The sequence below is a fragment of the Thermoanaerobacter sp. X514 genome (assembly GCF_000019065.1).
Lineage (GTDB): Bacteria > Bacillota > Thermoanaerobacteria > Thermoanaerobacterales > Thermoanaerobacteraceae > Thermoanaerobacter > Thermoanaerobacter pseudethanolicus.
Genome location: NC_010320.1, coordinates 308,267 through 333,303, shown reverse-complemented (window position 1 = coordinate 333,303; position 25,037 = coordinate 308,267). Strand labels below are relative to the sequence as shown.

The 25,037-nt window shown below is 35.6% G+C and carries 30 protein-coding genes and 1 riboswitch; of the genes, 1 reads left to right on the top strand and 29 read right to left on the bottom strand.

Translation table 11 applies throughout. The features are described from left to right. Positions 1 to 2: 2 nt before the first annotated feature. The 25 genes from hemA to TETH514_RS01485 all read right to left on the bottom strand — a co-directional run bounded on the left by hemA (position 3) and on the right by TETH514_RS01485 (position 20,971). Positions 3 to 1,190: a glutamyl-tRNA reductase gene (gene hemA / locus TETH514_RS01605; RefSeq protein WP_009051836.1), complete on the bottom strand. Its 1,188-nt coding sequence runs from the start codon at positions 1,188 to 1,190 to the stop codon at positions 3 to 5. Then, on the bottom strand, positions 1,177 to 1,926 hold the full coding sequence (gene cobK, locus TETH514_RS01600) for a precorrin-6A reductase (RefSeq protein WP_009051837.1): 750 nt from the start codon (positions 1,924 to 1,926) through the stop codon (positions 1,177 to 1,179). The genes hemA and cobK overlap by 14 nt, the downstream gene beginning before the upstream one ends. Beyond that, a complete protein-coding gene (gene cobJ / locus TETH514_RS01595) occupies positions 1,923 to 2,654 on the bottom strand; it encodes a precorrin-3B C(17)-methyltransferase (RefSeq protein ID WP_009051838.1) in 732 nt (243 codons plus the stop codon). Before cobJ ends, cobK begins: the two co-directional genes overlap by 4 nt. Continuing rightward, a complete protein-coding gene (cbiG, locus tag TETH514_RS01590; protein WP_009051839.1) occupies positions 2,627 to 3,676 on the bottom strand; it encodes a cobalt-precorrin 5A hydrolase in 1,050 nt (349 codons plus the stop codon). The genes cobJ and cbiG overlap by 28 nt, the downstream gene beginning before the upstream one ends. Beyond that, positions 3,673 to 4,428, bottom strand: a complete 756-nt coding sequence (gene cobM / locus TETH514_RS01585) for a precorrin-4 C(11)-methyltransferase (RefSeq protein ID WP_009051840.1) — start codon at positions 4,426 to 4,428, stop codon at positions 3,673 to 3,675. Before cobM ends, cbiG begins: the two co-directional genes overlap by 4 nt. Before the next feature lie 2 nt (positions 4,429 to 4,430). Then, positions 4,431 to 5,105, bottom strand: coding sequence for a precorrin-2 C(20)-methyltransferase (cobI, locus tag TETH514_RS01580; RefSeq protein WP_009051841.1), 675 nt, complete (start codon positions 5,103 to 5,105; stop codon positions 4,431 to 4,433). A gap of 1 nt (position 5,106) precedes the next feature. Then, positions 5,107 to 5,679, bottom strand: coding sequence for a precorrin-6Y C5,15-methyltransferase (decarboxylating) subunit CbiT (cbiT, locus tag TETH514_RS01575; protein ID WP_009051842.1), 573 nt, complete (start codon positions 5,677 to 5,679; stop codon positions 5,107 to 5,109). After that, positions 5,676 to 6,287, bottom strand: coding sequence for a precorrin-6y C5,15-methyltransferase (decarboxylating) subunit CbiE (cbiE, locus tag TETH514_RS01570; protein WP_009051843.1), 612 nt, complete (start codon positions 6,285 to 6,287; stop codon positions 5,676 to 5,678). The genes cbiT and cbiE overlap by 4 nt, the downstream gene beginning before the upstream one ends. Continuing rightward, positions 6,281 to 7,381, bottom strand: a complete 1,101-nt coding sequence (gene cbiD, locus TETH514_RS01565) for a cobalt-precorrin-5B (C(1))-methyltransferase CbiD (protein WP_012268586.1) — start codon at positions 7,379 to 7,381, stop codon at positions 6,281 to 6,283. Before cbiD ends, cbiE begins: the two co-directional genes overlap by 7 nt. A 32-nt stretch (positions 7,382 to 7,413) precedes the next feature. Continuing rightward, on the bottom strand, positions 7,414 to 8,037 hold the full coding sequence (locus tag TETH514_RS01560) for a precorrin-8X methylmutase (protein WP_009051845.1): 624 nt from the start codon (positions 8,035 to 8,037) through the stop codon (positions 7,414 to 7,416). Between the two features lie 31 nt (positions 8,038 to 8,068). Then, on the bottom strand, positions 8,069 to 8,434 hold the full coding sequence (locus TETH514_RS01555) for a sirohydrochlorin chelatase (protein ID WP_009051846.1): 366 nt from the start codon (positions 8,432 to 8,434) through the stop codon (positions 8,069 to 8,071). Positions 8,435 to 8,450: 16 nt separating this feature from the next. Next, entirely contained in the window at positions 8,451 to 9,203 is a 753-nt protein-coding gene (cobS, locus tag TETH514_RS01550) for an adenosylcobinamide-GDP ribazoletransferase (RefSeq protein WP_009051847.1), read from the bottom strand. Between the two features lie 22 nt (positions 9,204 to 9,225). Next, complete coding sequence (gene cobU, locus TETH514_RS01545; RefSeq protein WP_009051848.1) at positions 9,226 to 9,780, bottom strand: bifunctional adenosylcobinamide kinase/adenosylcobinamide-phosphate guanylyltransferase; 555 nt, start codon at positions 9,778 to 9,780, stop codon at positions 9,226 to 9,228. After that, a complete protein-coding gene (gene cobD, locus TETH514_RS01540; protein ID WP_009051849.1) occupies positions 9,781 to 10,866 on the bottom strand; it encodes a threonine-phosphate decarboxylase CobD in 1,086 nt (361 codons plus the stop codon). It lies immediately after the preceding gene. A gap of 23 nt (positions 10,867 to 10,889) precedes the next feature. After that, the gene (locus tag TETH514_RS01535; RefSeq protein ID WP_009051850.1) at positions 10,890 to 11,621 is read right to left on the bottom strand and encodes an AIR synthase related protein; all 732 of its coding nucleotides are present in this window, start codon (positions 11,619 to 11,621) and stop codon (positions 10,890 to 10,892) included. Positions 11,622 to 11,624: 3 nt separating this feature from the next. Then, positions 11,625 to 12,110, bottom strand: coding sequence for an ECF transporter S component (locus TETH514_RS01530; RefSeq protein ID WP_009051851.1), 486 nt, complete (start codon positions 12,108 to 12,110; stop codon positions 11,625 to 11,627). Positions 12,111 to 12,181: 71 nt separating this feature from the next. Beyond that, the gene (gene cbiB, locus TETH514_RS01525; protein ID WP_009051852.1) at positions 12,182 to 13,123 is read right to left on the bottom strand and encodes an adenosylcobinamide-phosphate synthase CbiB; all 942 of its coding nucleotides are present in this window, start codon (positions 13,121 to 13,123) and stop codon (positions 12,182 to 12,184) included. Continuing rightward, entirely contained in the window at positions 13,123 to 14,646 is a 1,524-nt protein-coding gene (locus TETH514_RS01520) for a cobyric acid synthase (protein ID WP_009051853.1), read from the bottom strand. Before TETH514_RS01520 ends, cbiB begins: the two co-directional genes overlap by 1 nt. Position 14,647: 1 nt before the next feature. After that, the gene (locus TETH514_RS01515; RefSeq protein WP_009051854.1) at positions 14,648 to 16,030 is read right to left on the bottom strand and encodes a cobyrinate a,c-diamide synthase; all 1,383 of its coding nucleotides are present in this window, start codon (positions 16,028 to 16,030) and stop codon (positions 14,648 to 14,650) included. Beyond that, positions 16,023 to 16,823 (bottom strand): ABC transporter ATP-binding protein, encoded by an 801-nt coding sequence (locus tag TETH514_RS01510; RefSeq protein ID WP_009051855.1) that lies wholly within the window; start codon positions 16,821 to 16,823, stop codon positions 16,023 to 16,025. The genes TETH514_RS01515 and TETH514_RS01510 overlap by 8 nt, the downstream gene beginning before the upstream one ends. A gap of 4 nt (positions 16,824 to 16,827) precedes the next feature. Further along, positions 16,828 to 17,820 carry an iron ABC transporter permease gene (locus TETH514_RS01505; protein ID WP_009051856.1) on the bottom strand — a complete coding sequence of 331 codons (993 nt, stop codon included), beginning with the start codon at positions 17,818 to 17,820 and terminating at the stop codon, positions 16,828 to 16,830. A 1-nt stretch (position 17,821) separates the two neighbouring features. Further along, a complete protein-coding gene (locus TETH514_RS01500) occupies positions 17,822 to 18,769 on the bottom strand; it encodes an ABC transporter substrate-binding protein (protein WP_009051857.1) in 948 nt (315 codons plus the stop codon). A gap of 115 nt (positions 18,770 to 18,884) precedes the next feature. Then, positions 18,885 to 19,077, bottom strand: a riboswitch (cobalamin riboswitch). A 62-nt stretch (positions 19,078 to 19,139) separates the two neighbouring features. Next, positions 19,140 to 19,508: a type II toxin-antitoxin system PemK/MazF family toxin gene (locus tag TETH514_RS01495; protein WP_003871620.1), complete on the bottom strand. Its 369-nt coding sequence runs from the start codon at positions 19,506 to 19,508 to the stop codon at positions 19,140 to 19,142. Further along, on the bottom strand, positions 19,495 to 19,764 hold the full coding sequence (locus tag TETH514_RS01490; protein ID WP_003871621.1) for a DUF2281 domain-containing protein: 270 nt from the start codon (positions 19,762 to 19,764) through the stop codon (positions 19,495 to 19,497). Before TETH514_RS01490 ends, TETH514_RS01495 begins: the two co-directional genes overlap by 14 nt. Before the next feature lie 73 nt (positions 19,765 to 19,837). Then, positions 19,838 to 20,971 carry a class I SAM-dependent RNA methyltransferase gene (locus tag TETH514_RS01485; RefSeq protein WP_009051858.1) on the bottom strand — a complete coding sequence of 378 codons (1,134 nt, stop codon included), beginning with the start codon at positions 20,969 to 20,971 and terminating at the stop codon, positions 19,838 to 19,840. Between the two features lie 153 nt (positions 20,972 to 21,124). On the opposite strand from TETH514_RS01485, the gene TETH514_RS01480 reads away from it, so the two are divergent. Beyond that, positions 21,125 to 21,697, top strand: a complete 573-nt coding sequence (locus TETH514_RS01480; protein WP_009051859.1) for a Uma2 family endonuclease — start codon at positions 21,125 to 21,127, stop codon at positions 21,695 to 21,697. 60 nt (positions 21,698 to 21,757) lie between these two features. On the opposite strand, the gene TETH514_RS01475 is transcribed toward TETH514_RS01480, so the two are convergent. From TETH514_RS01475 to TETH514_RS01460, 4 genes are all read right to left on the bottom strand, one after another. Further along, the gene (locus TETH514_RS01475; protein ID WP_004399791.1) at positions 21,758 to 22,555 is read right to left on the bottom strand and encodes a YgcG family protein; all 798 of its coding nucleotides are present in this window, start codon (positions 22,553 to 22,555) and stop codon (positions 21,758 to 21,760) included. Between the two features lie 276 nt (positions 22,556 to 22,831). Next, the gene (gene sufU / locus TETH514_RS01470; protein WP_003869854.1) at positions 22,832 to 23,245 is read right to left on the bottom strand and encodes a Fe-S cluster assembly sulfur transfer protein SufU; all 414 of its coding nucleotides are present in this window, start codon (positions 23,243 to 23,245) and stop codon (positions 22,832 to 22,834) included. Continuing rightward, on the bottom strand, positions 23,242 to 24,471 hold the full coding sequence (locus tag TETH514_RS01465) for a cysteine desulfurase (protein ID WP_006569223.1): 1,230 nt from the start codon (positions 24,469 to 24,471) through the stop codon (positions 23,242 to 23,244). The genes sufU and TETH514_RS01465 overlap by 4 nt, the downstream gene beginning before the upstream one ends. A gap of 170 nt (positions 24,472 to 24,641) precedes the next feature. Beyond that, positions 24,642 to 24,968, bottom strand: a complete 327-nt coding sequence (locus TETH514_RS01460; RefSeq protein ID WP_003867166.1) for a DUF2250 domain-containing protein — start codon at positions 24,966 to 24,968, stop codon at positions 24,642 to 24,644. Positions 24,969 to 25,037 lie beyond the last annotated feature (69 nt).

The following is a 25,037-nucleotide window of genomic DNA, read 5'->3' as shown; positions in this document are numbered from 1 at the left end:
TTCTAATATGCATTTTCTTTAAGGTATGTTATCATTTTATTAGCCATTTTATTTGCAACTCTTTTTAAAGCGATTTTTATATTTTCCTTGTCTTTTTCAGATACGTCAGTCAATTTATTTACAATTCTTTGAAATTCTGTGTTACAAACTTCATTGGCATATCTACTTACTTCTTTTATATAAGGCTCTATTTCAAGTGTTTTGTACCATTTTTCAAATTTATTCACTTCCTCTTTCACCATTTTTTCAATAACGGGAATAAGTAAAAGCCTCTCTTTTTTGTTTTCCTCCGCTGTCTTTTTTAGATCGTCAATAGTATAAAGACTTACTCCTTCTATTTGTCCAATTCTCGGGTCTATATCCCTGGGAAGAGCTATATCCACCATACAAATTTTTCTGCCGTCGTATATTTTTTTAAACTTATCATAATTTACTGTGTAGTGAGGAGCATTTGTAGCACTTATTACAATATCACTGGTGACAATGTGCAGGTACTTCTCTTCATAAGGTACAATATTTATCTGTGGAATTTGCTCCTTTAATTCAATAGCTTTTGAAAAAGTCCTGTTTGTAACAAATACATCAGCACCTTTATCTAAAAGATTTTTCATAGCATTTTGCCCCATCTCGCCAAGACCTATCACAAAAGCCTTTTTGCCTTTTATATCCTCAAATACTTCTTGAACAAATTTAACTGCAATATAGCTTATAGACAAAGCCAGATCTTTTATACCCGTATCTGTACGAGCTTTTTTCCCAAGAGTTACTGCATCCCTAAAGAGTTTAAAAAGTATCTTTCCGGAAGAGTTGAAAGTCTGTGCGGTATCTATAGCCTCCTTCACCTGTGACAATATTTGGTCTTCACCTACTACCATAGATTCAAGTCCACAGGCAACTCTAAAAATGTGTTCCACTGCATCAAGTCCGTAAATTTGCCTTAAATATTTTATGAAATCTTCTTTTAAGCCAAAGTAATTTATGAAAAAATCTTTTACTTCATCCGTGGATATTTTTTGTGAATAGAAATAAATTTCACTTCTGTGACAGGTGGAAAGTATTACAACCTCCTCCAGTCCCAACTCTTTTAATTTTATTAATGCCTCTCCAATATCTTTAAAAGAAACTTTTTCTCTCAATTCTAAAGGAGTATCCTTATCTACTCCCACCATCTTAATATTATTTATGTCCACTTTTTGTCACCTCATTTATGAGACTATCAACATCTGTTACTACAATAGGATAATTTATATCAGGCCTTTTTATTAAAATCACAGGAATACCCAGCATTTTAGCAGCTTCAAATTTTTCTAATACTCCTCCCACAATGCCACTGTCTTTTGTCACAACCACTTCCGCATTTCTTTCTTTAAACATTTGATAATTAAGCTCTTTGGTAAAAGGGCCCTCCATCGCTATTATATCTTTGGGTTTTAATCCTAAATCTTCACACTTTTTTATGGCGCTACTTGAAGGAAGCACTCTTACGGTTACCTTTTTTCCTATTTCCCAGAGAACCCTAAATTTTTCGAGGTTTTTACTACCTACAGTCAAAAAAATGCTGTCGTATTTTTTACATTCTTCTGCTGCCTCTTCAAAACTTTTAACTACAATCGCTTTGTAGTAATATAGACTTTCTCTTTCATACCTTATATGCTTGATACCAGTTTTGTTACAGGCATTTATAGCATTTATGCTTACATCTTTTGCAAAAGGATGAGTCGCATCAACTACAACGTCTATATAGTTTTTATAAATAAAATCAATGAGGCTTAGTTCATCCAGTACCCCTTTGTGAACTTTAATTCCCTCACTAAAAAGACTTGCACCATAATCTGTCACTGTACTTGCTATAACCTCAAAACCTTTAAGCTTTAATCTTTCTGCAATCTCCCTTCCGTCTTTTGTACCTGCCAAAACCAGTATCACAGTACATATCCCCTCGGCGTTACCATTTTGCCATTTTCTACATAAGTACTTTCATTCCCTATTATTACAATCGTCCTCATGTCAATTTCATAATTTGCCATTTCTTTTAAAGTGGTGATTATCACTTGTTGTCCCTCTCTTGAAGCATTTTTTACTATTCCTACAGGGATATCCTCTTTTTTGTATTTCATAATAATTTTCTGGGCTTTCATAAGGTTTTCCGGCCTTTCTTTGCTCTTAGGGTTGTAAAGGACAATTACAAAATCAGCTTGTGCTGAAAGAGCCAATCTTTTTTCTATCACCTGCCAAGGTACCAAGTGGTCTGAAAGACTTATAACTGCAAAATCCTGCATTACAGGTGCTCCCAGTATAGCTGCCGCAGCATTTAGAGCAGTTACTCCTGGTATTACTTCTATTTTTAAATCTATGTTTTCTTTATGGACAACCTCATACATAAGCCCTGCCATGCCATATATGCCTGCATCACCGCTTGACACAATGCACACATTTTTACCTTGTAAAGCTAACTCCACAGCTTTTTTAGCCCTGTCAATTTCTTTTCTCATCCCTAATGAAATTACCTCTTTGTCCTCAATTAAAGGTTTAATAAGGTTTATATAAGTAGTATATCCTACGACTACATCACATTCTTTTAAGACATTGTAGGCTTTAAGAGTCATGTCATTTATATCACCGGGACCTATTCCCACGACTTTAATCCATCCCATGTCAATCCTTCTTTCTTATATATGGTAAGTGTCATCCCATTCTTCTTAAGATATGCTATCTCTTTGCCACCGCTACTAGCTAAATAAGCAGAAGGCCTTGCAACACTTCCAACTCCCACGGTATGAAAAACAAAATCCGAGATAGGAAATTTATCTTCTACTTTTTTTAAATCTTCTTTTGTGTAAAACACAAGAGGAACTTTCAAAAATTTTGCCAACTGCTGTATCCCTTTTTCTTCCTTTTTTATGTCTATAGTAGCAATTGACTTGATGCTTTTTAAGCTTAAATTTAACTTTTTAAAGGTTTCACTGACAAAGAGAAACAAATCCTCAAAAGCTATTCCTTTTTTGCATCCTAAGCCAATAACTATATTTTTAGGCCTTAATATGACATAAGGTTTTCCTAACGGTTTTTTTATTTCTTTGTCAGTTATGTAAACAAAAGCGTCAACTTGACGGTCATCTCTGTTTTTTACATAATCTTTTAGCATAGGTATTTTCTTTGCATCTTCATCAAGAATAAAACGTACATTTTCTCCATTTACAAAGGCAGCGCTAACCTTTTTTAAATCTTCTTTATTTTCAATTTGGTACCCGTAGTCCTTAGCAATAACGTCAAGGGATATGACTCCCTCTACATCTGTTGCAGTTGTTATGACAGGCTGCGCTCCAATTATAGAAGCCACTTTGAGCGCAAGTCTGTTTGCACCTCCCACATGTCCGGACAAAAGGCTTATGGCAAACTTCCCTTTTTCGTCTACTACCACAACAGCAGGGTCAGTAAATTTATCCTTCACAACCCCTGCAATTGCCCTTACCACAATCCCTGTAGCCATTACAAAGACCAACCCTTGATATTTTCTGAATATTTTATGGACAAAGTCTATAAAATCTCCTTCTATTGCGTAACCTTCAGGGGTTGTGTATTTTTCTTTTACATACACATCCCCTTTTAATTTTGTGCCAATCTCATTCGCCAACTTTGATGCGTTTTTTGTAAGAGCGATTATCGCTATTCTCATAAATCTTCCTTCTTCCTGAAGCTATGAGAAAATTCCTTATCATAAAGCTTTGAATAAGACTTTACATCTTTTAAAAAATCTCCTACAAGTATCATAGCTGTTTTATTTATTCCCTTTGATTTGACCTTTTGTGAAATGTCCTTGAGAGTACCTGTAATAATCACTTGGTCTTCCCAAGTAGCTTTGTACACAACTGCTACAGGTGTAGTCTCTTCATAACCCTCTTTCAACTCTAAAACAACTTTGTCAATGTCCTGCACGCTTAAAAATATCGCCATTGTAGCTTTGTGGCGGGATAAATCTTTTAAGTCTTCTTTTGGAGGTACTTTTGTCCTTCCGCCTATTCGTGTTATAATAACCGTCTGGGTTATTTCAGGAATCGTCAGCTCTTTTTTCAAAACTGCCGCTGCTGCCAAAAAAGAACTAACACCGGGAATTACTTCATAATCTATATTTTCTTCTTCCAGCCTCACAATCTGTTCATGTATGGCACCGTAAATAGCAGGGTCTCCTGTGTGTATTCTCGCTACATCTTTCCCCTCATTATAAGATTTTACCATAAGCTCAATTATTTCATCAAGGTTCATTAAAGCGCTATCGTAAATTTCAGCCTCTGGTTTTGCGTATTTCAATATCTCTTTATTGACAAGTGACCCTGCGTATATGATGACATCACAAGCCTGTATTATTTTCATCCCTTTTAATGTTATAAGTTCAGGGTCTCCTGGTCCTGCACCAATAAAATAAATCACGGCTACTTCACCTTCTTTGCAATAATGAGTGACAAATAGTCTATCTTTTTCCCTATATATCTATCAAGGTCGCAGGATATTTTTTCATCTTGATGGCCGCACTTTATCACAAGGTATCCTTTGAAGCTTTTTTCTTTTAGAAGATTTACTATTTCATCGTATTTTCTCGAAATTTTCATCAATACCACGTTATCAAACATATCAAGTGCTTTTGAAATTTCCGTCACATCTCCTGATGGAATCACTGCAAAAGTCTCGTTTCCCTCCGCAACTGGGATATTTAACCTTGAAGCGGCTGCACTATATGAGGTAATTCCAGGAATGGTCTCTACTTCGTAATCCTTAATCCCTTTTAAAATGTATATGTAGGTACTGTAAATCATGGGGTCTCCTATTGTTATAAAAGCTACGTCTTTCCCCTCATCAAGCAACTCTTTGATTTTTTCAATATTTTCTTCCCACTTTGTTTTAAGGTCTTCTTTTGAGTAGGTCATGGGAAATTCCATCAATACTACATCGCCTTTTATATAAGGCTTTGCAATCTCATAAGCAATACTTCCTTCTCCTTTGCTTGTGGGCGCTATCACCACATCTGCCTTTTGAAGTATTTTTACAGCTTTTAAAGTAATAAGGCTTTCCTCACCCGGTCCTACTCCTATGCCGTATAATTTTGCCATTCTATCCCTCTCTTTTCGCCGTTATTATGTAAACAGGATTTCTAGCTATCATCATCGTTTTATTTCCTGCTTCCTTTGAAACTGAAATATTTACACATATCGTTTCAACCCTATATCCTTTTTGTTTAAAATAATGATTAGCTGAATATGCTGTATCAAGCGTAATCCCGTTTACTACAACTACCCCCTCCTCTTTTAATTTAGTTGTGGCAATGTCAAATATTTGATACATTTTATCCCCTGTACCTCCAATAAATATCCTATCAGGAGATGGCAAATCTAAAAGGGCATCAGGCGCTAAACCGGCTACCACAACAATATTTTCTACATTAAATCTTTTGATGTTTTCATTTATAAGTCTTATTCCTTCTTCCTCTTTTTCTATAGAATAAACAACACCTTTTTTTGATATTAAAGCAGCCTCAATAGAAACAGAACCTGTACCAGCACCAATATCCCATATTATGCTGTCTTCTTTAAGCTTCAACTTAGATATTGACAAAGCCCTTATTTCTTCCTTTGTCATTGGTACACTGCCTCGTACAAAATATTCATCGGGAATTCCCGGTGTCATGTATTGCCACATGTTATCACCACTACATTTAAATCAAATTTTTTATTGCAGTTTAAAAGTTCCTCTACTGTAAAAGAGTAAATCCTCTCGATGTCATAAGACAGATTTTCACCAACGTGTATTTTTCTGTCATGCAAATTTCCCTCTTTCAATAAGGCTGCAATAAATTGTGGCGTATGTGTATTATCAGTAAAAATAGCGACTTTTCTATTTTCTTTTACTTTTTTCACTAAATCCTCACTGCGGCCGTGCAGGCTTACCACTGTCAAATCATTCATTGTTATTTTAAGTTTTGCACACATGTATTGTATTGAACTTATGCCAGGAATTATTTCTAATTGGCTTTTGTCCACATATTTTAAAATCACTTCGGTTATGCCGTACAAAGAAGGTTCTCCCGATGCCAAAATGACAATATTGCCTTCTCTGTTGAGTATACTTTGGTAATCTGTTGAAGCGTTTATCACAATCTTTTCGCAATCAATATCTTCAAATTCCTTGAGATGGCGCCTGCCTCCCACTAGCACATCCGCTTTTTTTATTTTTTCAAGTGCATAGGGGGTAATGAATTTCTTGTTTCCCGGCCCTATTCCCACAATCGTCACCATTCTACTTTCTCTCCTGCTTTTGCAATAATGCCTCTTTTCAATGAAATGAGGTGAACTTCGATATTTAATTTATCATAAACATACTGCTTACATTTCATGTAGACCCTGTCAGCGATAAACTGACTAAAGTCTTTTATATTGACTCCCGCCTTTTCTATTATATCGAGGGCTTCTTCAGTTGTATTTGAATCCAGAACTTTGTCAACAGTCTTTTTATCTGCACCAAAATGGGCTACATAAGCCGCCATTATTTCTGCTCTTGCATCTGCAACATGGCTGTGGGTATTAAATATCCCTGCTGCTACTTTTACGAGTTTACCTATATGCCCTGCCAACACCACATGTGTAAAGCCGTACTCTACTGCTTTTTCCAGCATAAATCCTAAGAAATTCCCATAAGATATGATAAGCCTTTCTTCAAGGCCTTCTTTCATAGCATAATCTTTGCCGTAATTTCCTGGAGCAAAAACTACCTTTTTATGTCCCTCGGCAGAAAGAATAGAAAGTTCTAACTCAAGAGAAGATTTTAAAGCTTCCTCCGACATAGGCTCTACAATTCCTGAGGTACCAAGTATTGATATTCCTCCAACTATTCCAAGCCGCGGATTAAAAGTTTTTAAAGCCACCTTTTCACCACCTGGCACGCTTATGGTAATTTTTACACCTTTCCCTTCTGGCAGTACTTTTTTGACTTCATTTAAAATCATGGACATTGGAACAGGATTAATAGCGGGTTTTCCAGGGTTTACGGGTAGCCCCGGTTTTGTGACAACTCCTACTCCCTCTCCTCCGTAAACGTCAATTCCTTCTCCCTCTTTTAATTCCACTTTTGAATATATTATAAGCCCGTGAGTTGCATCAGGGTCATCACCGCCGTCTTTTCTTATTCCACATTTTACCCACCCTTCTCCTGACGTCACATCTAAAACATCAAGTATAAGGTGCCACCCCTTTGGTGTATCTATCTCTACAGTGTCTATTTTCTCCCCTGTAAAAAGCATGTAGGTAGCGGCTTTTGAGGCAGCAGCCGCACACGAGCCAGTAGTATAGCCGTATCTCAGCTTTTTACCTTCTTTAATTGTATATACTTCCATAATTTCACCCACTTTTGCACCTGTCTTTTGTATCAATCGCCCATCATGTACAAAAGAGCATTGACTATAGCTGCCGCTATTGTACTTCCACCTTTTCTTCCTTCCGTTATTATGTAGGGCACTCCAAGTTTTTTCACTTCTTCTTTTGCTTCTTCTGCTCCAACAAAACCTACAGGAACGCCAATTATTAAATAAGGTATTACTTCACCGGAATTTGCGAGTTCGCAAAGCTTAAAAAGGGCTGTTGGAGCATTTCCAATAGCAAATATTTTATTCTTTTTCTCTTTTGAGGCTATAACCATTGATGCCATTGACCTTGTAATGGCGTACGTTTTTGAAAGCTCCTCTACTTGTGGCATGTCAATGTAACATTTAACACTTGCTCCTATAGATTTTAAAGCCTTTTTGTTTATTCCCGCTTCAGCCATTTTTGTATCTGTAACAATTGTACATCCCTCTTTTAAGGCTTTTAAACCTGCATCTATTGCCCCATCAGAGATTTTTATTATGTGAGCAAAATCAAAGTCTGCCGTCGCATGAATTACCCTTTTTACAATCATAAGTTCTCTTTTTTCAAACTTCATCTCGTCAATATTTTTACTTATTATTTCAAAACTTCTCTTCTCAATCTCTTTAGGGTCAGTTATATAATTCATAAAAAACAACCCTTTCCCATAAGGTAAACTTTTATTCTACCTCTTTTGCTCTTTCAAGTATTATGTCTACGATTCTGTCATCATACCCTATAGACTTTGCAAACTTAATCTTTAAACCCGGATATTTTTCTTTTTCTTTTCCAAAAACCTCAGGTATATCATGTAACACATGGTTTCCTTCAAATAAAAACATAGGAACTGCTATGATATCGTAAATTCCTTCTTCGACAAATTCTCTTATGGAAGTAGATATATCAGGCTGGTTAAATTCCATAAAACCTGCTTTTACGTCTTTGTATATTTTGAAGCTCTTTATTTTATTTATAACTTGGTATACTGCTTCCCTCGTTTCTTCAACACGACTTCCATGTGCTATTATTAATAATCCTTTTCCCATAAAAATCTCTCCTTTTTTATAATGACACACTTACAAAGCAAATGAGTGCAGTAAGCTCTGCCAATTCATTTACTGCACCGAGAGTATCCCCAGTCATACCACCTATTCTCAGCGAAATATACTTTGATACAATATAAGTAACAAAAAGCGATATAGTAAGTATTTTTACAAAAACCGCTAAAGGCAGTATAAAATAGCTTGTAGCAATTGAAATAACAAAAGCTATAGCAAACTCCCTTATCCCTACTTTACCCAGCATAAGTCCTCCAAGGCCTTCTCCACCTCTTGCGGATTTAGTTATCATCATAGAAAATACAATTGACAATCTCCCAATTATTGGGGTAATTAAAAGTGCTGTTAAAGTAATATTTTCGTTTATATTGGTGAGAAATAATATTTTTAAAACCACCATAAAAACTAAAGCTAAGACTCCATTTGTGCCAAGCCTTGAGTCTCTCATTATCTCCAGCATTTTACTTTTATCCTTATTGCTAAAAAGGCCATCAAAAGTATCCGCCAGCCCGTCAATATGCATTGCTCCTGTTAAAACATAAGAAAAAGCTACAATAAAAGTCATTACAATTTCCCGGGAAAAGAAATCCTTTAAAGCAATATAAAAAAGTGAAAGGATACCTCCTATAACAATTCCGACTATTGGAAAATAAGATGCTATTTTATAAAACTCACTTTTTTCAACATCAATTTCTATTGGTATAGGAAGGTGTGTCATAAACTGCATCGCAAGTACCAATCTTTTAATTTCTTCCATAAAGATATTGCATCCCTTTCAATCATCCCTTTATTTTAAGAGGTATTCCTGAAACCATTAAATAAACTTCATCTGCAGCATCTGCCACTTTTTTATTCATCCTGCCTGCTATATCTCTAAATATCCTGCCCAGTTTGTATTCGGGCACTAATCCCATTCCCACTTCATTTGTTACAAGAATTATATCCCCTTTAAAATCTTTCTTAGCGGACAATATTTCATCCACTTCATCGGCAATCTGATTTTCTATATTATCAATCTCCTCCATTCCTGCATTCTCCCATGTTAAGTCAACTTCCATTAATAGGTTTGTAATCATAACTGTAAGGCAGTCAATCAATGCGACTTTGGCACTGCTTTTTGATATTACGTCATATAAATTTTTGTAGACTTCTTTTGTCTGCCAAAAAGGTGGCCTTCTCTCTTTATGCCTTTTGACCCTTTCCTTCATTTCTTCGTCAAAAGGAATAGAAGTAGCTATATAAAGGACACTGTTTCCTCCTTTTTCTAAAGCCAATTTTTCAGCAAATTCACTTTTGCCAGACCTTGCACCGCCTGTGATCATAACAAGGCTCATTTATATTACAACCCTTTCTTTATCTTCTACCAAGTCTTTTATATCTATTTCTTTCAAAGCCTGTATCAATTTTTCATTGTCTTCATGTCTTTTTATAGCAACTCTAAAAAAGCTTTTGTCCAGATATCTAAAATTAGAAGCATCTCTTATGAGAATTCCTTTTTTTAGAAGTATTTGTTTAAGGTTATTTACCCTTCCTGTTCTTAACTTTAACAATATAAAATTTACTTTTGTATCAAAAGCAACTAAATAATCAATTTCTCTTAAAGTATAAAGCATATACTCTATTTCTTTATTTACATATTCCCTTGTTTTTTCTATATAAGCTTCATCTTTAAATATTTCTCTCCCCACAGCATCTGCAAGAGCATTTACTGTCCAAGGCTCTTTATACTCTTCCAGTTTTTGTATTAAAGAAGAGCTCCCAATCCCATATCCCAGCCTCAACCCCGGCATACCAAAAAATTTCGTTGCCGCTCTTACAACAAACAATTTATCATGCTTTTTTATAAGAGGTAAAGCTTCATAATTTTTATAGTCTTTCATAAATTCAATAAAAGCTTCATCTATCATGACAGGCATGTTCAAAATCTCCGCTTTTTTTAATAAAATTCCTATTTCCTCTCTAATTATGGCTTGTCCTGTAGGATTGTTAGGATTCCCAATGATTAAAGAATCCGCCTCTTCCATTTGTGAAATAAGCTTTGCGAGATTTACTTTAAACCCATAGTCTTCTTCCAGCCTGAAATATATCGGTTCACCACCGTTTATGTGGACTGCCCTTTCATATTCCAAAAAAGCAGGAGACGGAATGAGGGGTCTTTTCACCTTAAATGCTCTCACAAAAAGATGTATGAGCTCTGTCGCACCATTTCCAACAATTATATTTTCTTGTGAATACCCCACATACTGTGAAATAGCCTCTTTTAGTTTTCGATATTTTATATCCGGATATTTCGTTAAATCAACTTTTTTGATAATATCAAAAATCCATTCCGGAACCCCAAGAGGATTTATATTTGAACTAAAATCAATTATTTCTCCTTCATAATCATAAACATTTCCACCATGCTCATAAGGCTTCATTGAAACACCTTCTTTCGTTTACTCTAAATCAGCACCCCGACATATGTTAAGGGTTTATCTGTCAGTCCTTTAATAGATACTGTATCTTCTTCGTTGTGCACTACAAGGCAGCAGGTGGATGGCCCCCCTGATTTTAATACATCAAGATGTTGTGGAAAATTCGCCTCCACCTTTAATCCTGATATCTTCTCTAATATGCCAATTTCATATTTTACACCTTTTGAACCAACAGGTATTGCTTCCACTATTTCTTTGGAATTAGAAATCTTTATATAATCACTTAAATTAAGAACATCTTTTGCTCCTAAAACTTCACTTCCTACACGTGGATAACCTAAAAGAGAAACATGCATACCTGCTTTCACTTTTTTTATCTTTAAATCACAAACATTTGCTTTTGCTATTACAGTGATTCCTATACCTGTAATAGATGTGGGAAAATTTTCTTCAGTACTTCCTGTAAAAACTACGTCTGAAAGTCCGTTCTCTTCAAGCTCGCTTTTTATGCCTCTTAAAATTTTTTGCCCTGTTGGATTCATTTCAACGGATAAAGTATCTGATATGACTAAGGGTTTTGCTCCTACACACAACACTTCCGAAAGAGCTACTTTTACAGTAGTCCTTCCTACAATCTCTTCATCAACTTTTAACACATCATGCTCTTTATTCCCTATTGCTCCGAGGCTGTCACAAGATATCACATATGCTACATCATTTTCATAAATTATCACTAAATCTCTGTATCTCTCAATCACTTTTTATTCTCTACTCCTTTTAGGTATCGCTTTGTAAACCAATGCTGCAAGAAATACATTTGCAAATGACGCAATTGTTAGGGGAAGTACCCATGCCGCAAAAAATCCCCATCCGAATATGGGCACAAACAAAAGGGTTGCAACAGGACCATTTAATATCGTAGCAGCGATTACTGCAATATAGATGTTAAATTTTCGATAAAAAAATTTAAACAAATAGGCATATAATGCCATTTGCACTGCTATGTATATGTGATTTGTAAGCCCTAAAGGAAATCCAGAAGTAATTGCTGTAAGCATATGCCCTAAACTTATCACAAGGGCTCCATACCAACCTCCAAGGTATAATGCGGCAAAGTATCCTGGCATTGAATCGAAAGCAACTGTGTTAAAAACTTTTATGAGAGCACCTACTGCACTTAAGGCTATAAGCATAGCAACAAGAGTAAGAGTTTTAACATTTTTTAATGCATTTGCTTTTTCTTTCACATCAATCTCCTCCTATTTACAATTTTTAGGTGTTTTTATGTAATATTTTGAGGCAATTATAAGTTATTCCTTTATGGTACCAAAATCTTCATCCCATAAAACACCACAAGACCTAAAAATGAAGTCATATACATTATTTTTATGCTGTATTTTATGTGTTGGGGGATAATTTTTTCTTTTCCATCCCCAAGAGTTGGTTTAATTTCAGGCTTTCCAAAATAATAATTAAGCCCTCCCAGTTGTATATTTAAAGCACCGGCAACTGCTGCTTCTCCGTGAGCACTGTTTGGACTTTGATGTTTAAACCTATCTCTTAAAAAAATCCTCCAACTATTTTTATAATCATAGCCTAAGAGAAAAGCAGCTATAACAATCAAAAAACCTGTTATGCGAGCAGGGATAAAATTTAATATGTCGTCAAGTTTTGCAGAAGCAAATCCTAAATCGAGGTACTTTTCATTTCTATAGCCTACCATAGAATCAAGAGTGCTTGCTGCCTTATAAAAGATAGCCAGCGGCGCACCTCCTATAAACGCGTAAAACATAGGGGCTATTATACCGTCTGATATATTCTCTGCAACTGTTTCTATCGCTCCTCTGGATATATTCTCAACATCAAGTTTATCTGTATCCCTACTAACTATGTAAGACAGCCTTTTTCTTGCCTCAGTGATATCTCCTTTTGTCAAGGCTTCGTATACTTTTCCTGCAGCTTTACCAAGGTCTTTTGTAGCAAGACAGGTATATATAATTAAAACGTCGAAAGCATATTTTAAATATGGATGTATAAGTCCTGCAATATAAAGTAGTGCATATGTTGCTGCAAATGCCAAAGTTACTGTAAGTCCACACAGTATAAAACCTGCTATTTTTAAAGCTCTGTTGCTTTTAGCATATCTTCTAAGTATACTCTCTAAATGTGATACCACTCTCCCTATAATTCTTACAGGATGAGGATATCCTTCAGGGTCTCCTATCAACAAATCTAATAAGTAGGCTAATACCACTTCCATTAATCTTTATACCTCTCCATAATTTCATAGACTTTTTTCATGTCGATACTTTTTCTCACAATATCTGCAAGCTTATCATATTCTCTTTCTTTAAATTCTTTGTAATCAATAATTTCCTCTATAGGAGAAAGTCCTTTTGATTTTCTCACAATATTTATAAATTCCCTGACAAACTCTCTATTTTCAAAAATTCCGTGTATGTAAGTTCCAAACACTTTTCCATCATCGCTTATACAACCGTCATAGACTTCGATTTTTTCTCCATTTCTATGAGTTATTACTGAAAAAGGCTGACAATCTCCCAAAATTCGACTTTTCCCCATGTGTATTTCATATCCCTCTACAGCAATATTTCTAAGAGGTGATAATATTGATGGTAAATTATTGCGAATAACCGCCTTAATTTGGGTTGTTGTCTTTTCATTTTCAATTACAGTCTCTACATCCAAAAGTCCCAGTCCCTCAATTTCTGAAGTTGTACTTTCAATTCTTCCTGGGTCTTTAATGACTTTTCCCAGTATTTGGTATCCTCCACAAATGCCGACTATAAATTTCCCTTTTTTTCTCATTTCAAAAATTTCCTTATCAAGCCTATATCCTTTTAATGCTTGCAAATCTCCAATTGTGTTTTTTGTTCCCGGAATTATAACAACATCACAATCTCCAATCCTTTCCCCTTTATTCACATAGCGAAGCTTTACTCCGGGAACTTTAGCAAGAGGTTCAAAATCCGTAAAATTCGATATGTGGGGAAGATTTATAACTGCAATCTCTATATCTCCTTCTGTACTCCTGCGATAAAATCTCTCCGTCGCCCCATCCTCTTCATCAATGTGCACATCCATATAAGGGACAACACCTAAAACCTTTTTGTGTACAATGTTTTCTAACATCTCCAAACCTGGCTTTAATATTTCAATGTCTCCTCTAAACTTATTTATAAGTACACCTTCAATGCGATTTCTCTCATTTTCTTTTAAAAGGAGCAAAGTGCCAGCTATTGAAGCAAATACACCTCCTTTATCAATATCTCCTACAAGAAGTACTGGTGCATTTACCATCTCTGCCATACCCATGTTTACGACATCTCTATCTCTTAAATTTATTTCTGCAGGGCTTCCAGCACCTTCTATTACTACAATGTCATTTTGACTTGCAAGAAAATCAAAGTCCTCTTTAATAAACTTTAAAAGCTGGGGTTTAAATTGGTGGTATTCGGCTGCAGACATGTTTTTATAAACTTTGCCTCTTAAAACAACTTGGCTTTTTTTATCAGAACTGGGCTTTAGAAGTATTGGATTCATGTGATAAGAAGGCTTAACTCCTGCCGCTTCCGCCTGCATAGCTTGTGCTCTTCCTATTTCTAATCCTTCATCGGTTATATAGGAATTTAAAGCCATGTTTTGAGACTTAAAAGGGGCTACTCTGTAACCATCTTGCTTGAAAATCCTGCAAAAAGCGGCAACCAACAAGCTTTTGCCAACAGATGATGCAGTCCCTTGTATCATCAATTTAAGTGCCATATTAATCCTCCTGAAAAGCATTTGAGTTTCGGTATTGAATACATTTGTCAACAAACCTCTTGACAGCCTCTTTATATGTGTACAAATTTATGTGAACATACGTCGCCAGGCAATTTTTATGCACAAATCCACATTCCCAAGCCTCTTCTTTTCCCGGTTTATACACAACGTATGAGGCTTTCTGTGAAAAACCTTTTATTATTGAGTGGTGAAACTCATGTCCTTTTATTTTATCCCCTTTTCTAAAAAGGGCGTTATCTTCAATAACTTCTGCTTCAACATAGCCAAATCTCTGAAGCCTTTTAGTCATGACAGTTTCAAAATCGTAAATTCCTGCCATTTCAAAAGTATCTCCTTGTAAATCTGTTATGCTTTTTGTAAGATACATAAATCCGCCACACTCTGCATATGCAGGCATACCAGAATCTATCGCATCTTTAACCGATTTTAATATTTTTTTGTTTTTACTTAGTTTTTCTGCAAAAACCTCTGGAAATCCTCCCCCTATGTACAAACCCGATATTCCATCTGGCAGCTTATAATCCTTAAGAGGGCTAAAGGGTACAAGCTCTGCTCCTATTTCTTCAAAAAGTTCCAAACTCTCTTTGTAATAAAAGTTAAAAGCCTCATCAAACGCATACCCTATTTTTACCCTTTTTAAATCATGGCCCTCAGCAATCGTGTTTCTAAATGTATTTGAACAGTCAATTACACCTACATTAAGAATTTTTTCTATATCAATGTATTTTTCAATATAATCATATAAGGTATCAAACTTGTGTTTAATTTCTGGCATCTCATATATCGGCACAAGGCCTAAGTGTCTTTCTGGCAAATCTAATTTTGGATCCTTTGGAAGATAGCCAAAAACCTCAATACCTAAATCTCTTGTTATGCATTCTTTCAAAAGGGCATAGTGTTTTTCACTTCCAACTTTATTTAATATCACCCCTTTAATTTTTACTTCCCTGTCATAGTGCATATAACCCATTATTAAAGCTGATACACTTGTCGCCATAGAAGAAGCATCTACAACTAAAATCACAGGAATATCTAAAATTTTCGCAATATGGGCACTGCTTCCCTTTTTTGTAGTATCAATCCCATCGTACATTCCCATAACACCTTCAATTATAGAAATGTCAGCATTGCAGGCATTTTTGTAAAAAAGCGATTTAAGGTTTTGTTCCCCCAACATGTATAAGTCAAGATTGCAGGAAAAATTCCCTGTGACATATCGGTGATAAGCAGCATCTATATAATCTGGACCTACTTTAAAAGGCTGAACTTTATACCTTTTTGACAGCACTCCCATAAGCCCAAGGCTTACAGTAGTTTTACCTGCCCCTGAATGAGGACCTGCAATCATTACAGCTTTACACAACTTTGAGTTGCTCCTTTCCATTTAATGAAGGAATGACGTAAGGAGTATGTGTGATGGGATTTTCAAACACTTCCACATCTATTGAAAAGGCTGATTTTATGTTGTTCAATGTTAAAACACTTCTGGGAGACCCAGATGCTATTATTTTGCCTTCTTTCATAATGAAAATCTCATCACAAAACTGTGAAGCAAGATTAATGTCATGAAGAACAACAATTACAAGTATTCCTTTTAAGGATAAATCTTTTACAAGAGACAGTATTTCAACTTGGTATTTTATATCAAGGTGAGAAACTGGCTCATCCATTAGTAAAATTCGAGCTTTTTGTGCTAATGCCCTTGCTATATACACCCTTTGCCTTTCACCGCCGCTTAACTCTTTTATGCTTTTGTCTTTAAACTGCCATGTATTTGTAATTTCCATGCACTCTTTTACAATATCTCTGTCTTCTTTTCTTTCCGACTGAAACCTTTTAAGATAAGGAATTCTTCCCATCATTACTACGTCATAACAGCTAAATTCAAAGTCGTAAACTATATCTTGAGGCACATAACCTATATATTTTGCCTTTTCTTTTATAGTAAAGTCTTTGATATTTTTCCCTAACACAAAGACATTACCATAAGTTGGCGTCAAATATCCTGATATATTCTTTAAAAGTGTAGTCTTGCCACTTCCATTTGCACCAATTATCCCTATCACTATGCTTTTATTTATTGTGAAATCTATCCCTCTTAAAACTTCCCTTCCCCTATAAGAAAAATGTAATTTATTTACCTGTAAAATAGCCATATCATCACATTCCTTCACTTTTTTGTTTGCTCTTTATTAACAGATATAAAAAGAATGGTCCTCCAAATGCCGCAGTAATTATTCCAATTGGAATTTCCATTGGTTTTAAAATAACTCGTGCTAATAGGTCTGCAAAAGTCAAAAATATTGCTCCTGATATTGCACTAAAAGGTACCAAAACTCTATTGTCAGGTCCTACAATAAGCCTTGATATATGAGGCACAATAAGTCCCACAAAACCTATAATTCCACCAACTGACACAGCTGTTGCAGTAACCAATGAGCCTGTCACAAGAATTATTTTTTTGACCAATTCTGTGTTGACACCTAAATGTTCTGCAACTTCTTCTCCTGTCAATATCGCATTTACATCCCTTGAAAATACATACATCACAAAAGAGCCAATTACTATTATAGGAGTAGAAAAGACCACACTATTCCAATTTATGAGGCTAAATCCTCCCATAGTCCAAAAAACAATTCGAGAAAACTCATCATGGTTTAAAAGCATCATGAGAGAAATAATTGCAGACATAAAAGCGCTTATGGCTATTCCCGCAAGCAACATTGTGGTCATGGATACTCTTGTGCTAGTTCTAGAGATAGTGTACACAAAAAACACAGTCATTAAAGAAGTAACAAATGCCATAAAACTCAGTCCAAATATTCCAAACCCCAATATTATCGCAATAGTAGCACCAAAAGCCGCTCCTGATGATATACCCAAAACATAAGGATCTGCCATTGGATTTCTCAAAAGCCCTTGAAAAAACGCCCCTACAACTGAAAGTCCCATTCCTACAACTGCTGATTCAATTACCCTTGGAAGCCTTAAATTAAGTATTATCGTCCTGGAAGTTTCACTGCCACCGCCAAAAAAAATATTTAAAATTTCCCGCAGGGGTATTTTTACCGCCCCTGCAGAAATTGATAAAATCATGGTAAAGACAAGCAGTGAAAAGGCTGTACCAAAATATATACCTCTTTTGAATTTCACTTTACTTAAATGCCTCCGGATGTAAGAATTTTGCAATTTCTTCAAGTCCTAAAACAATTCTATTAGAAGCTCTTGATATTATGTCATCATTGCTTATCACAAATATCTTGTCATTTTTAACAGCGTTTGTGTCTTTGTATCCTGCCATGTTTTTAATGTCTTTTACATTCCCTGCATGAGGAGATGTTATTATAACATCTGGATTTTTCTTAACTAACTCTTCTACGCTGTACTGCGCCCAACCATTTACATCCTCTGCAACATTTTTGCCACCTGCAAGGTTTATAAGCTCATCAATAAATGTGCCTTTACCTGCTGTCCAGTTTCCGTCAAGAGAGACCAGATAAAATACGCTGACTTTTGGAAGCTCTTTGACTTTGTCATTTATTTCTTTTATTTTATCTTGCATTTGTTTAATTAACTCTTCGCCTTTTTTCTCTGTCCCTGTTATTTGGCCTATTATTTTTATAGACTGGTATATCTGGGCAATATTTTTTGCCTCCAACATTACAACAGGAATACCCATCTTTTCTAAAGATTCCATTTGCTCTTTGCCTGAAAGAGTGGAAGCAAAAATTACATCAGGCTTTTGAGCAGTAATCGCTTCTACATTTGGCCCTTTAAAACCACCCACTTTGGGTACATCCTTGACCTCAGGTGGATAATTGTCAAAGTCTGTAACACCCACTACTTTATTTCCTGCTCCTAAAGCATATATAAGCTCTGTTGTAGAAGGCGCAAGAGAAACTATCCTTTGGGGTTCTTTCTCTATAGTTACTTCTCTTCCTAAAAAGTCTGTAACTTTTAAAGGAAACTGTGTTTTTACAGTTTCAGTTGCTGTTTGAGATGTATCTTGTGGCTTTGTAGCATTGTTTGTTGAACAAGCCGCCAGTGAAAACATTAAAGCAAAGACTACCAATAAAGCAAGTAAACCTTTAAATTTTCTCATAAGTACCCTCCTAATTTAAATTTTTCAAGTATCAAAAAAAGGTCTACCCCACGGAGGTAGACCTTTTTTGCCAAAATTAAGCATAAAAATACCATTCCACCTTCCCTCCGAAGGCGAACTTCTCAAATCTTATGGCAGGTCTCCTGGCTCGCGATTCATCTTCCACCCTGCCTTCCCACCCGGCACATCTCTTGAGTGCCAAGCAGTGGCTTATTAGGGCTTCATCCTCGCTCACAGTAGCGGGGGCTGCAGCGGATTTTCACCGCTTTCCCTTTTAACTTCTCAAGACCATAAGATTTTTTGTATTCACTTGTACACCTATATTTTACATCTACTTATCATTTAAGTCAATTCCCTTATTCATGGCTACCTATTTGCCTTGAAAAATATGTATCAAGTTTCTTATAATAGAGTCAAGGATATCTCCTCTAAGAGAACCAATGAGCGATTCAATGCGCTCAACATCTACAGCACGTATTTGGTCTAATAATGCAATTGAATCTTTTGGCAATCCACCATTTCCTGCCGGTATCCTATAGTACAAATTAAGATTTTGATTTGCCCATTCTCCATCTCGTGTCGTTAATGGAACTACTATTATAAGCGGATACCTCATAGGTCCTTTTGGTACTGCTACTACAACAACCGGCCTTTTGCCTTCCTGTTCATGCCCTTTTGGAATATGAGTAGGAAAAGAAAGAAGGAGGACGTCTCCCGGTTTTATATCATTTTTCATCATCAGGTCTTCCTCCTTCAATAATTAGCCCTACTCCTTCTATATATTTGACGGGACGACCCTGTGGTGGACCTTCAGTTCCCCAGTCATACTCCGGAAGTTCTGTTAATTCCGCATTTAACCATTCTTTGTCTTCTTTTTCCATTTCTTTTTTGTTTTTTTCATTTAAATATTCTATAAAATCAATAATTTCCTTTACTTTGTCTTCTGGTAATCTATCTATATATTCTTTTGCTTTCTTCCTCACTGCATTATCCATAACTCCACCACCAATTTTTATCGATAATCTTATATTTTATTATAACCCTCACATAGAAAAAACTCAATAAAAATTAGTTTTCTGGTTTTGGTCCATAATACTGATAATAGTAAGCTTTTAACATGCCATTGTAAAGCTTTCTTTTTTTAGAAGCCTCTCTTCCAAAGAGTTTCTCAAATCTTTCATGGGAAGTCAGTATATAAAAAGACCACGTATCAAGTTTTTTGAAAACTTTTCCCATTTCTTTATAAAGTTTTTCTACTTCTTCCAATTCCCCCATCCTTTCACCATAAGGAGGATTGCATATTATAACACCATATTTATCATCTGTTTTTAAATCTTTTAATGGGATATTTTCAAAAGTTATGTATTTCTCTACACCAGCTTTACGCGCATTGTCTTTTGACAATTTGATGGCGTTTTCGTCAATGTCATATCCTTTTATGTTTAAAGTTATATCTTTTTTAATAGCACCAACTGCTTCTTCTCTCGCTTCTTTCCATAATTTATTTGATATTCTCCACCATTTTTCGGAAACAAATTGTCGTTTTAAACCTGGTGCGAGATTTATTCCAATCATAGCTGCTTCAATTGGAATCGTTCCAGAGCCACAAAAAGGATCTATCAAAGGTCTATCTGGTTTCCAAAAGCTAAGCATTATCATAGCGGCAGCCAAAGTTTCTCTCAAAGGTGCTTCATTGGATATGACTCTATAGCCTCTTTTGTGTAAACCGTCACCACTCGTGTCAATCATAAGTGTTACCTTGTCTTTCATTAATGAAAATTTTATTTTATAAGTTGCGCCGTTTTCTTCAAACCATTCTTTTTTGTATTTCTTCTTAAGCCTTTCCACAACAGCTTTTTTAACTATTGCCTGACAGTCAGACACGCTGAAAAGCTTGGATTTTATTGAATAACCCTCCACAGGAAACCTGCCATCTTCAGGTATCCAATCTTCCCAGTGAAGAGCCTTTGTACCTTCAAAAAGTTCTTCAAAAGTTGTGGCAGTAAATTCCCCTATTTTTACGTATATTCTCTCTGCCGTTCTAATCCAAAGATTAGAACGGCATAAAGCCATCTCATCGCCTACAAAAGTGACTTTTCCATTCTCTACAGTGACATCTTTATACCCTAACTCTTTTACCTCTCTTGCAGTTATTGCTTCAACACCAAAAAGAGTAGATGCTATAAATTCTATTTTTGACATATTTTATCTCCTTTTGCCTCTAAGTTTAACTAATTCAACCTTATTATATCACTTGCATCTATAAATATATATCATTTTTTCCCTTTTATCTTGTTTTTATTATGATATAATTAAAATAATAATAAGTTAATGATAGATGATGGAGGGTATTTTATGCCATTGCCCGAAAAAAATAAAAAATATACTTATGCCGACTATTTAACCTGGTCTGAAGAAGAAAGATGGGAAATTATTAATGGTGTTCCCTATCTACAAGCAGCTCCAACATGGCAACATCAAGCAGTATTGTTAGAACTAGCAAGGCAATTTGCAAACTATCTGCAGGATAAATCTTGCAGAGTATTTACTGCTCCTTTCGATTTGCGAATACCAGAAGCAAATGAAAAAGATGAAGAAACTATCAATGTAGTACAGCCTGATATAATCATTATATGTGATAATTCAAGACTTAAAAAGACAGGTTATTATGGAGTTCCAGAATTGATTATAGAAGTAGTTTCTCCTTCAACTGGTCAAAAAGATAAAATAGAAAAGTTTAATTTATACGAAAAAGCAGGGGTAAAAGAATATTGGATTGTAGAACCTGATGAAAAGGTGGTTATGGTATTCACACTTGAAGAAGGACGTTATGGAAGACCCCAAATGTATTCTGAAGAGGATAAAGTAAAAGTTAGTATATTTGATGACCTTGTAATTGATTTAAAGCCTGTATTTGAGAGAATTTAAAAAACAAACTGAGGGTGTTTCTAAAGTTCCCTCAGTTTGATAAAAACTAAGATATCTAGTTCAGCGGCTGGCTCCTCCGCCTCCGGCAGAACCTCCGCCGAAGCCTCCCCCGCCGCCAAAACCTCCGCCGCCAAAGCCACCACCTCTAAAGCCTCCAAATCCTCCTGAGCCAAAGCTTCCTGGACCCCACCAGTCCCTTCTTATATTTCTTCCTCCTCTTCCAAAGATAATAAATATTAAAATAAGTATAATCACTACAGCAATATCTTCCCATGATATACCACTATCATTGCTACTTGTATTGACACTGTATTTGGAAGCATCCAATCCCTGAAGGTCTATATTGTACTCTTTTGCAACCCTTGAGGCTATAGCCATATAACCGGCGTATATGCCTTTAGAGTACTCGCCTTTTGCCCAAGAAGTTAAAACAAAATCGTCTAAAATCCTTCCTGCAACAGAATCCGGTATTGCCCCTTCCAAGCCATAACCTACATCAATTCTCACTTTTCCAGCCTGACCTTTTAAAAGTCTGTCTTTTACCACTAAAAGGAGAACACCGTTGTTTTTCTCCTTGTCTCCTATTCCCCATTTTCTAAAAAGGCTAAGAGAATATTCCTCAATTGGGTAATCTCCAATGCTGTCAACTGTAACAACTATTATTTGTGCCTTTGTGGCATCATCTAAAGCTTTCCCTACTTTTTCGATCTCTTCTATATCATTTTGAGACATAAGCCCCGCATAATCATATACATATTTAAACTGAATAGGTTTAGATGGAACATCAGGTGCAGAAAAAGCTATGGAATTAAATAATAATAAAAAGGCAATTGCAATTAAAAAAATTCCCTTTTTCATTTTGCCTCTCCCTATCTTAATATTTTGTAATTAACTTAATGCTTTAAAAATATCATTCTTTCGCTAAATTTAAACTATTTTAATGTATTACTGTTCATGTCTAGTATATTAGCATAGATAATAATAAGTATCAACACAAATTTTTAAAATATGCTGGCTTTTTAAAAAAAGTTATACTATTATCCTGAGAATCGTTAGACTTCAAATAGGAAGAGGCATATTTTAAAAATATTCGCATTCATGTCAAAAGAACATTATCAAACTTTTATCTCTTTTTTACAAAATTTCCTGAAGCGTTTTCCACGCAAGTAAAGCACATTTTACGCGGGCAGGAAAGTCAGATACTCCCTGCAGTACTTGAGCATCACCTAATTCATCAAGATTTACATCTTTTTTGTGCATCATGTCTATAAATTGTTGCACAAGCCTTAAAGCTTCTTTTTTGTCTTTCCCTTTTATAAGGTCTATCATCATAGAGGTTGAGGCTTGGCTTATGGCACACCCATGGCCCGTGAAAGAAGCATCTTCTATAATGTCACCATTCATTTTTAAATAAAGAGTAATATTGTCGCCGCAAAGAGGATTGTAACCTCTTTCTTTGTGGGTAGCATCTTTAAGTTCTTTTTCATGGGGAGAGTTTTCGTAATGTTCCATTATAACCTCAGAATAAAGCTGATTTAAATCGCTCATTTGAACCACTTCCTGACTTTTTTTAGTCCTTCAACAAGTGCGTCAATATCGTCAAAGTCGTTGTAGAGGTAAAAGCTTGCTCTTACAGTTGCAGGAACACCTAAGTACCTCATTAAAGGCAGACAACAGTGGTGCCCACTTCTTACAGCAATTCCTTCTTCGTCTAGTATTGTAGCAACGTCGTGAGGATGGACACCTTCTACATTGAAGGAAATTAAGCCTCCCCTTTCCTTCGCATCGTTGGGGCCATACAATTTTACAAAGTCTAATTCTTTCATTTTCTGAAGGCCATACTCCAAAAGCTCGCCTTCGTGATTATGAATATTGGAAAGCCCAATTTTTTCTATATAATCTATTGCAGAAACAAGCACACAAGCCCCTTTTACGTTGGGAGTACCTGCTTCAAATTTAAGAGGTGGGGGAGCAAAAGTTGCACGGTCTTCAAAGACTTCGTCTATCATCTCTCCACCTCTTAAAAAAGGAGGCACATCAGAAAGCAAGTCCTCTTTTATATAAAGTACACCGATTCCCATAGGTCCGAGCATCTTGTGACCAGAAAAAGCAAAAAAGTCACAGCCTATTTTTTGTACATCAATCAGCATATGAGGTACACTTTGTGCTCCATCTATTAACACTTTTGCGCCGTATTTGTGTGCAATATGTGTAATCTCCTCCACAGGATTTATTATACCTAAAACATTTGACATGTGTTGCACAGCAACCAATTTTACTTTGTCAGACATTTTTTCTTTAAAGTCTTTCATAGAAAGCCTAAAATTCTCATCAAGGTGGACATATTTGAGTCTCGCCTTTTTAGCTTCCGCTACCATTTGCCATGGAAGCATATTGCTGTGGTGCTCGGCTATTGTCAGTATTATTTCGTCCCCTTCGTTTATATATTTCATTCCCCACGTATATGCTATAAAGTTTATTGATTCTGTAGTATTTCTCGTAAATATTATGGATTCTTCTCTTTTTGCGTTAATAAATTTTTTTACTCTTTCTCTTGCCTCTTCATAAGCCTGTGTGGAAAGAGCGCTTAAATAGTGTGGGCTTCTGTATACATTGGCGTTTAATTCTTCATAATATTTATCCATAGCTTTTATGACTTCAATTGGCTTTTGAGTTGTGGCAGCATTGTCAAGGTAAATAAGCTTTTTACCATGAGGTTTAACATTCAATATAGGAAAGTCTTTTTTAATCTTTTCTACATCAACATATTTCACTTTAAAATCCTCCTCCATATATGACCCTTTTAGGTTAATTTATTGTGAAACCAATTATTTTTAGAGCCTTTTGAGGTTTCACAATAACCTAGAGAAATTTTATCATATTGTGCATTTTAGTCCACTTCGCTTGAGGGCCAACAAGCTTTAACAAACACAAATAAGTCATTTTATCTGTTAGGGTATTCGATGTCAAAATTAATATCAATTTCCTTCCTCGCCTGTCTTAGAAAAAGTTCCCCTTCCCTAGTGAGCTCATAATATGTGTGATTGCGATGCTTAACACTTTTTCGTCGTCGATGGTAATATTTAACTATTCTTCTTTCCACTCGCTTGATTAGTCCTCTCTCCTCCAAACTTTGAAGTCGCTTTCTGCTTTCTTCTAATGATAAACCTAGGCGCCTCGCCAAAAGTTTCGCATATTCCGGCCCAAGCTTTTTGAGGTAGGTGAGGATTGTTAAATCAAGAAATTCATCTTGGTCATTGTTGAGTGGCATATTCTTCTCTCCTTTATTATGGATTTACCACTAAGTAGTTTGGTTTTTAAATACTATGACTTAGTAATA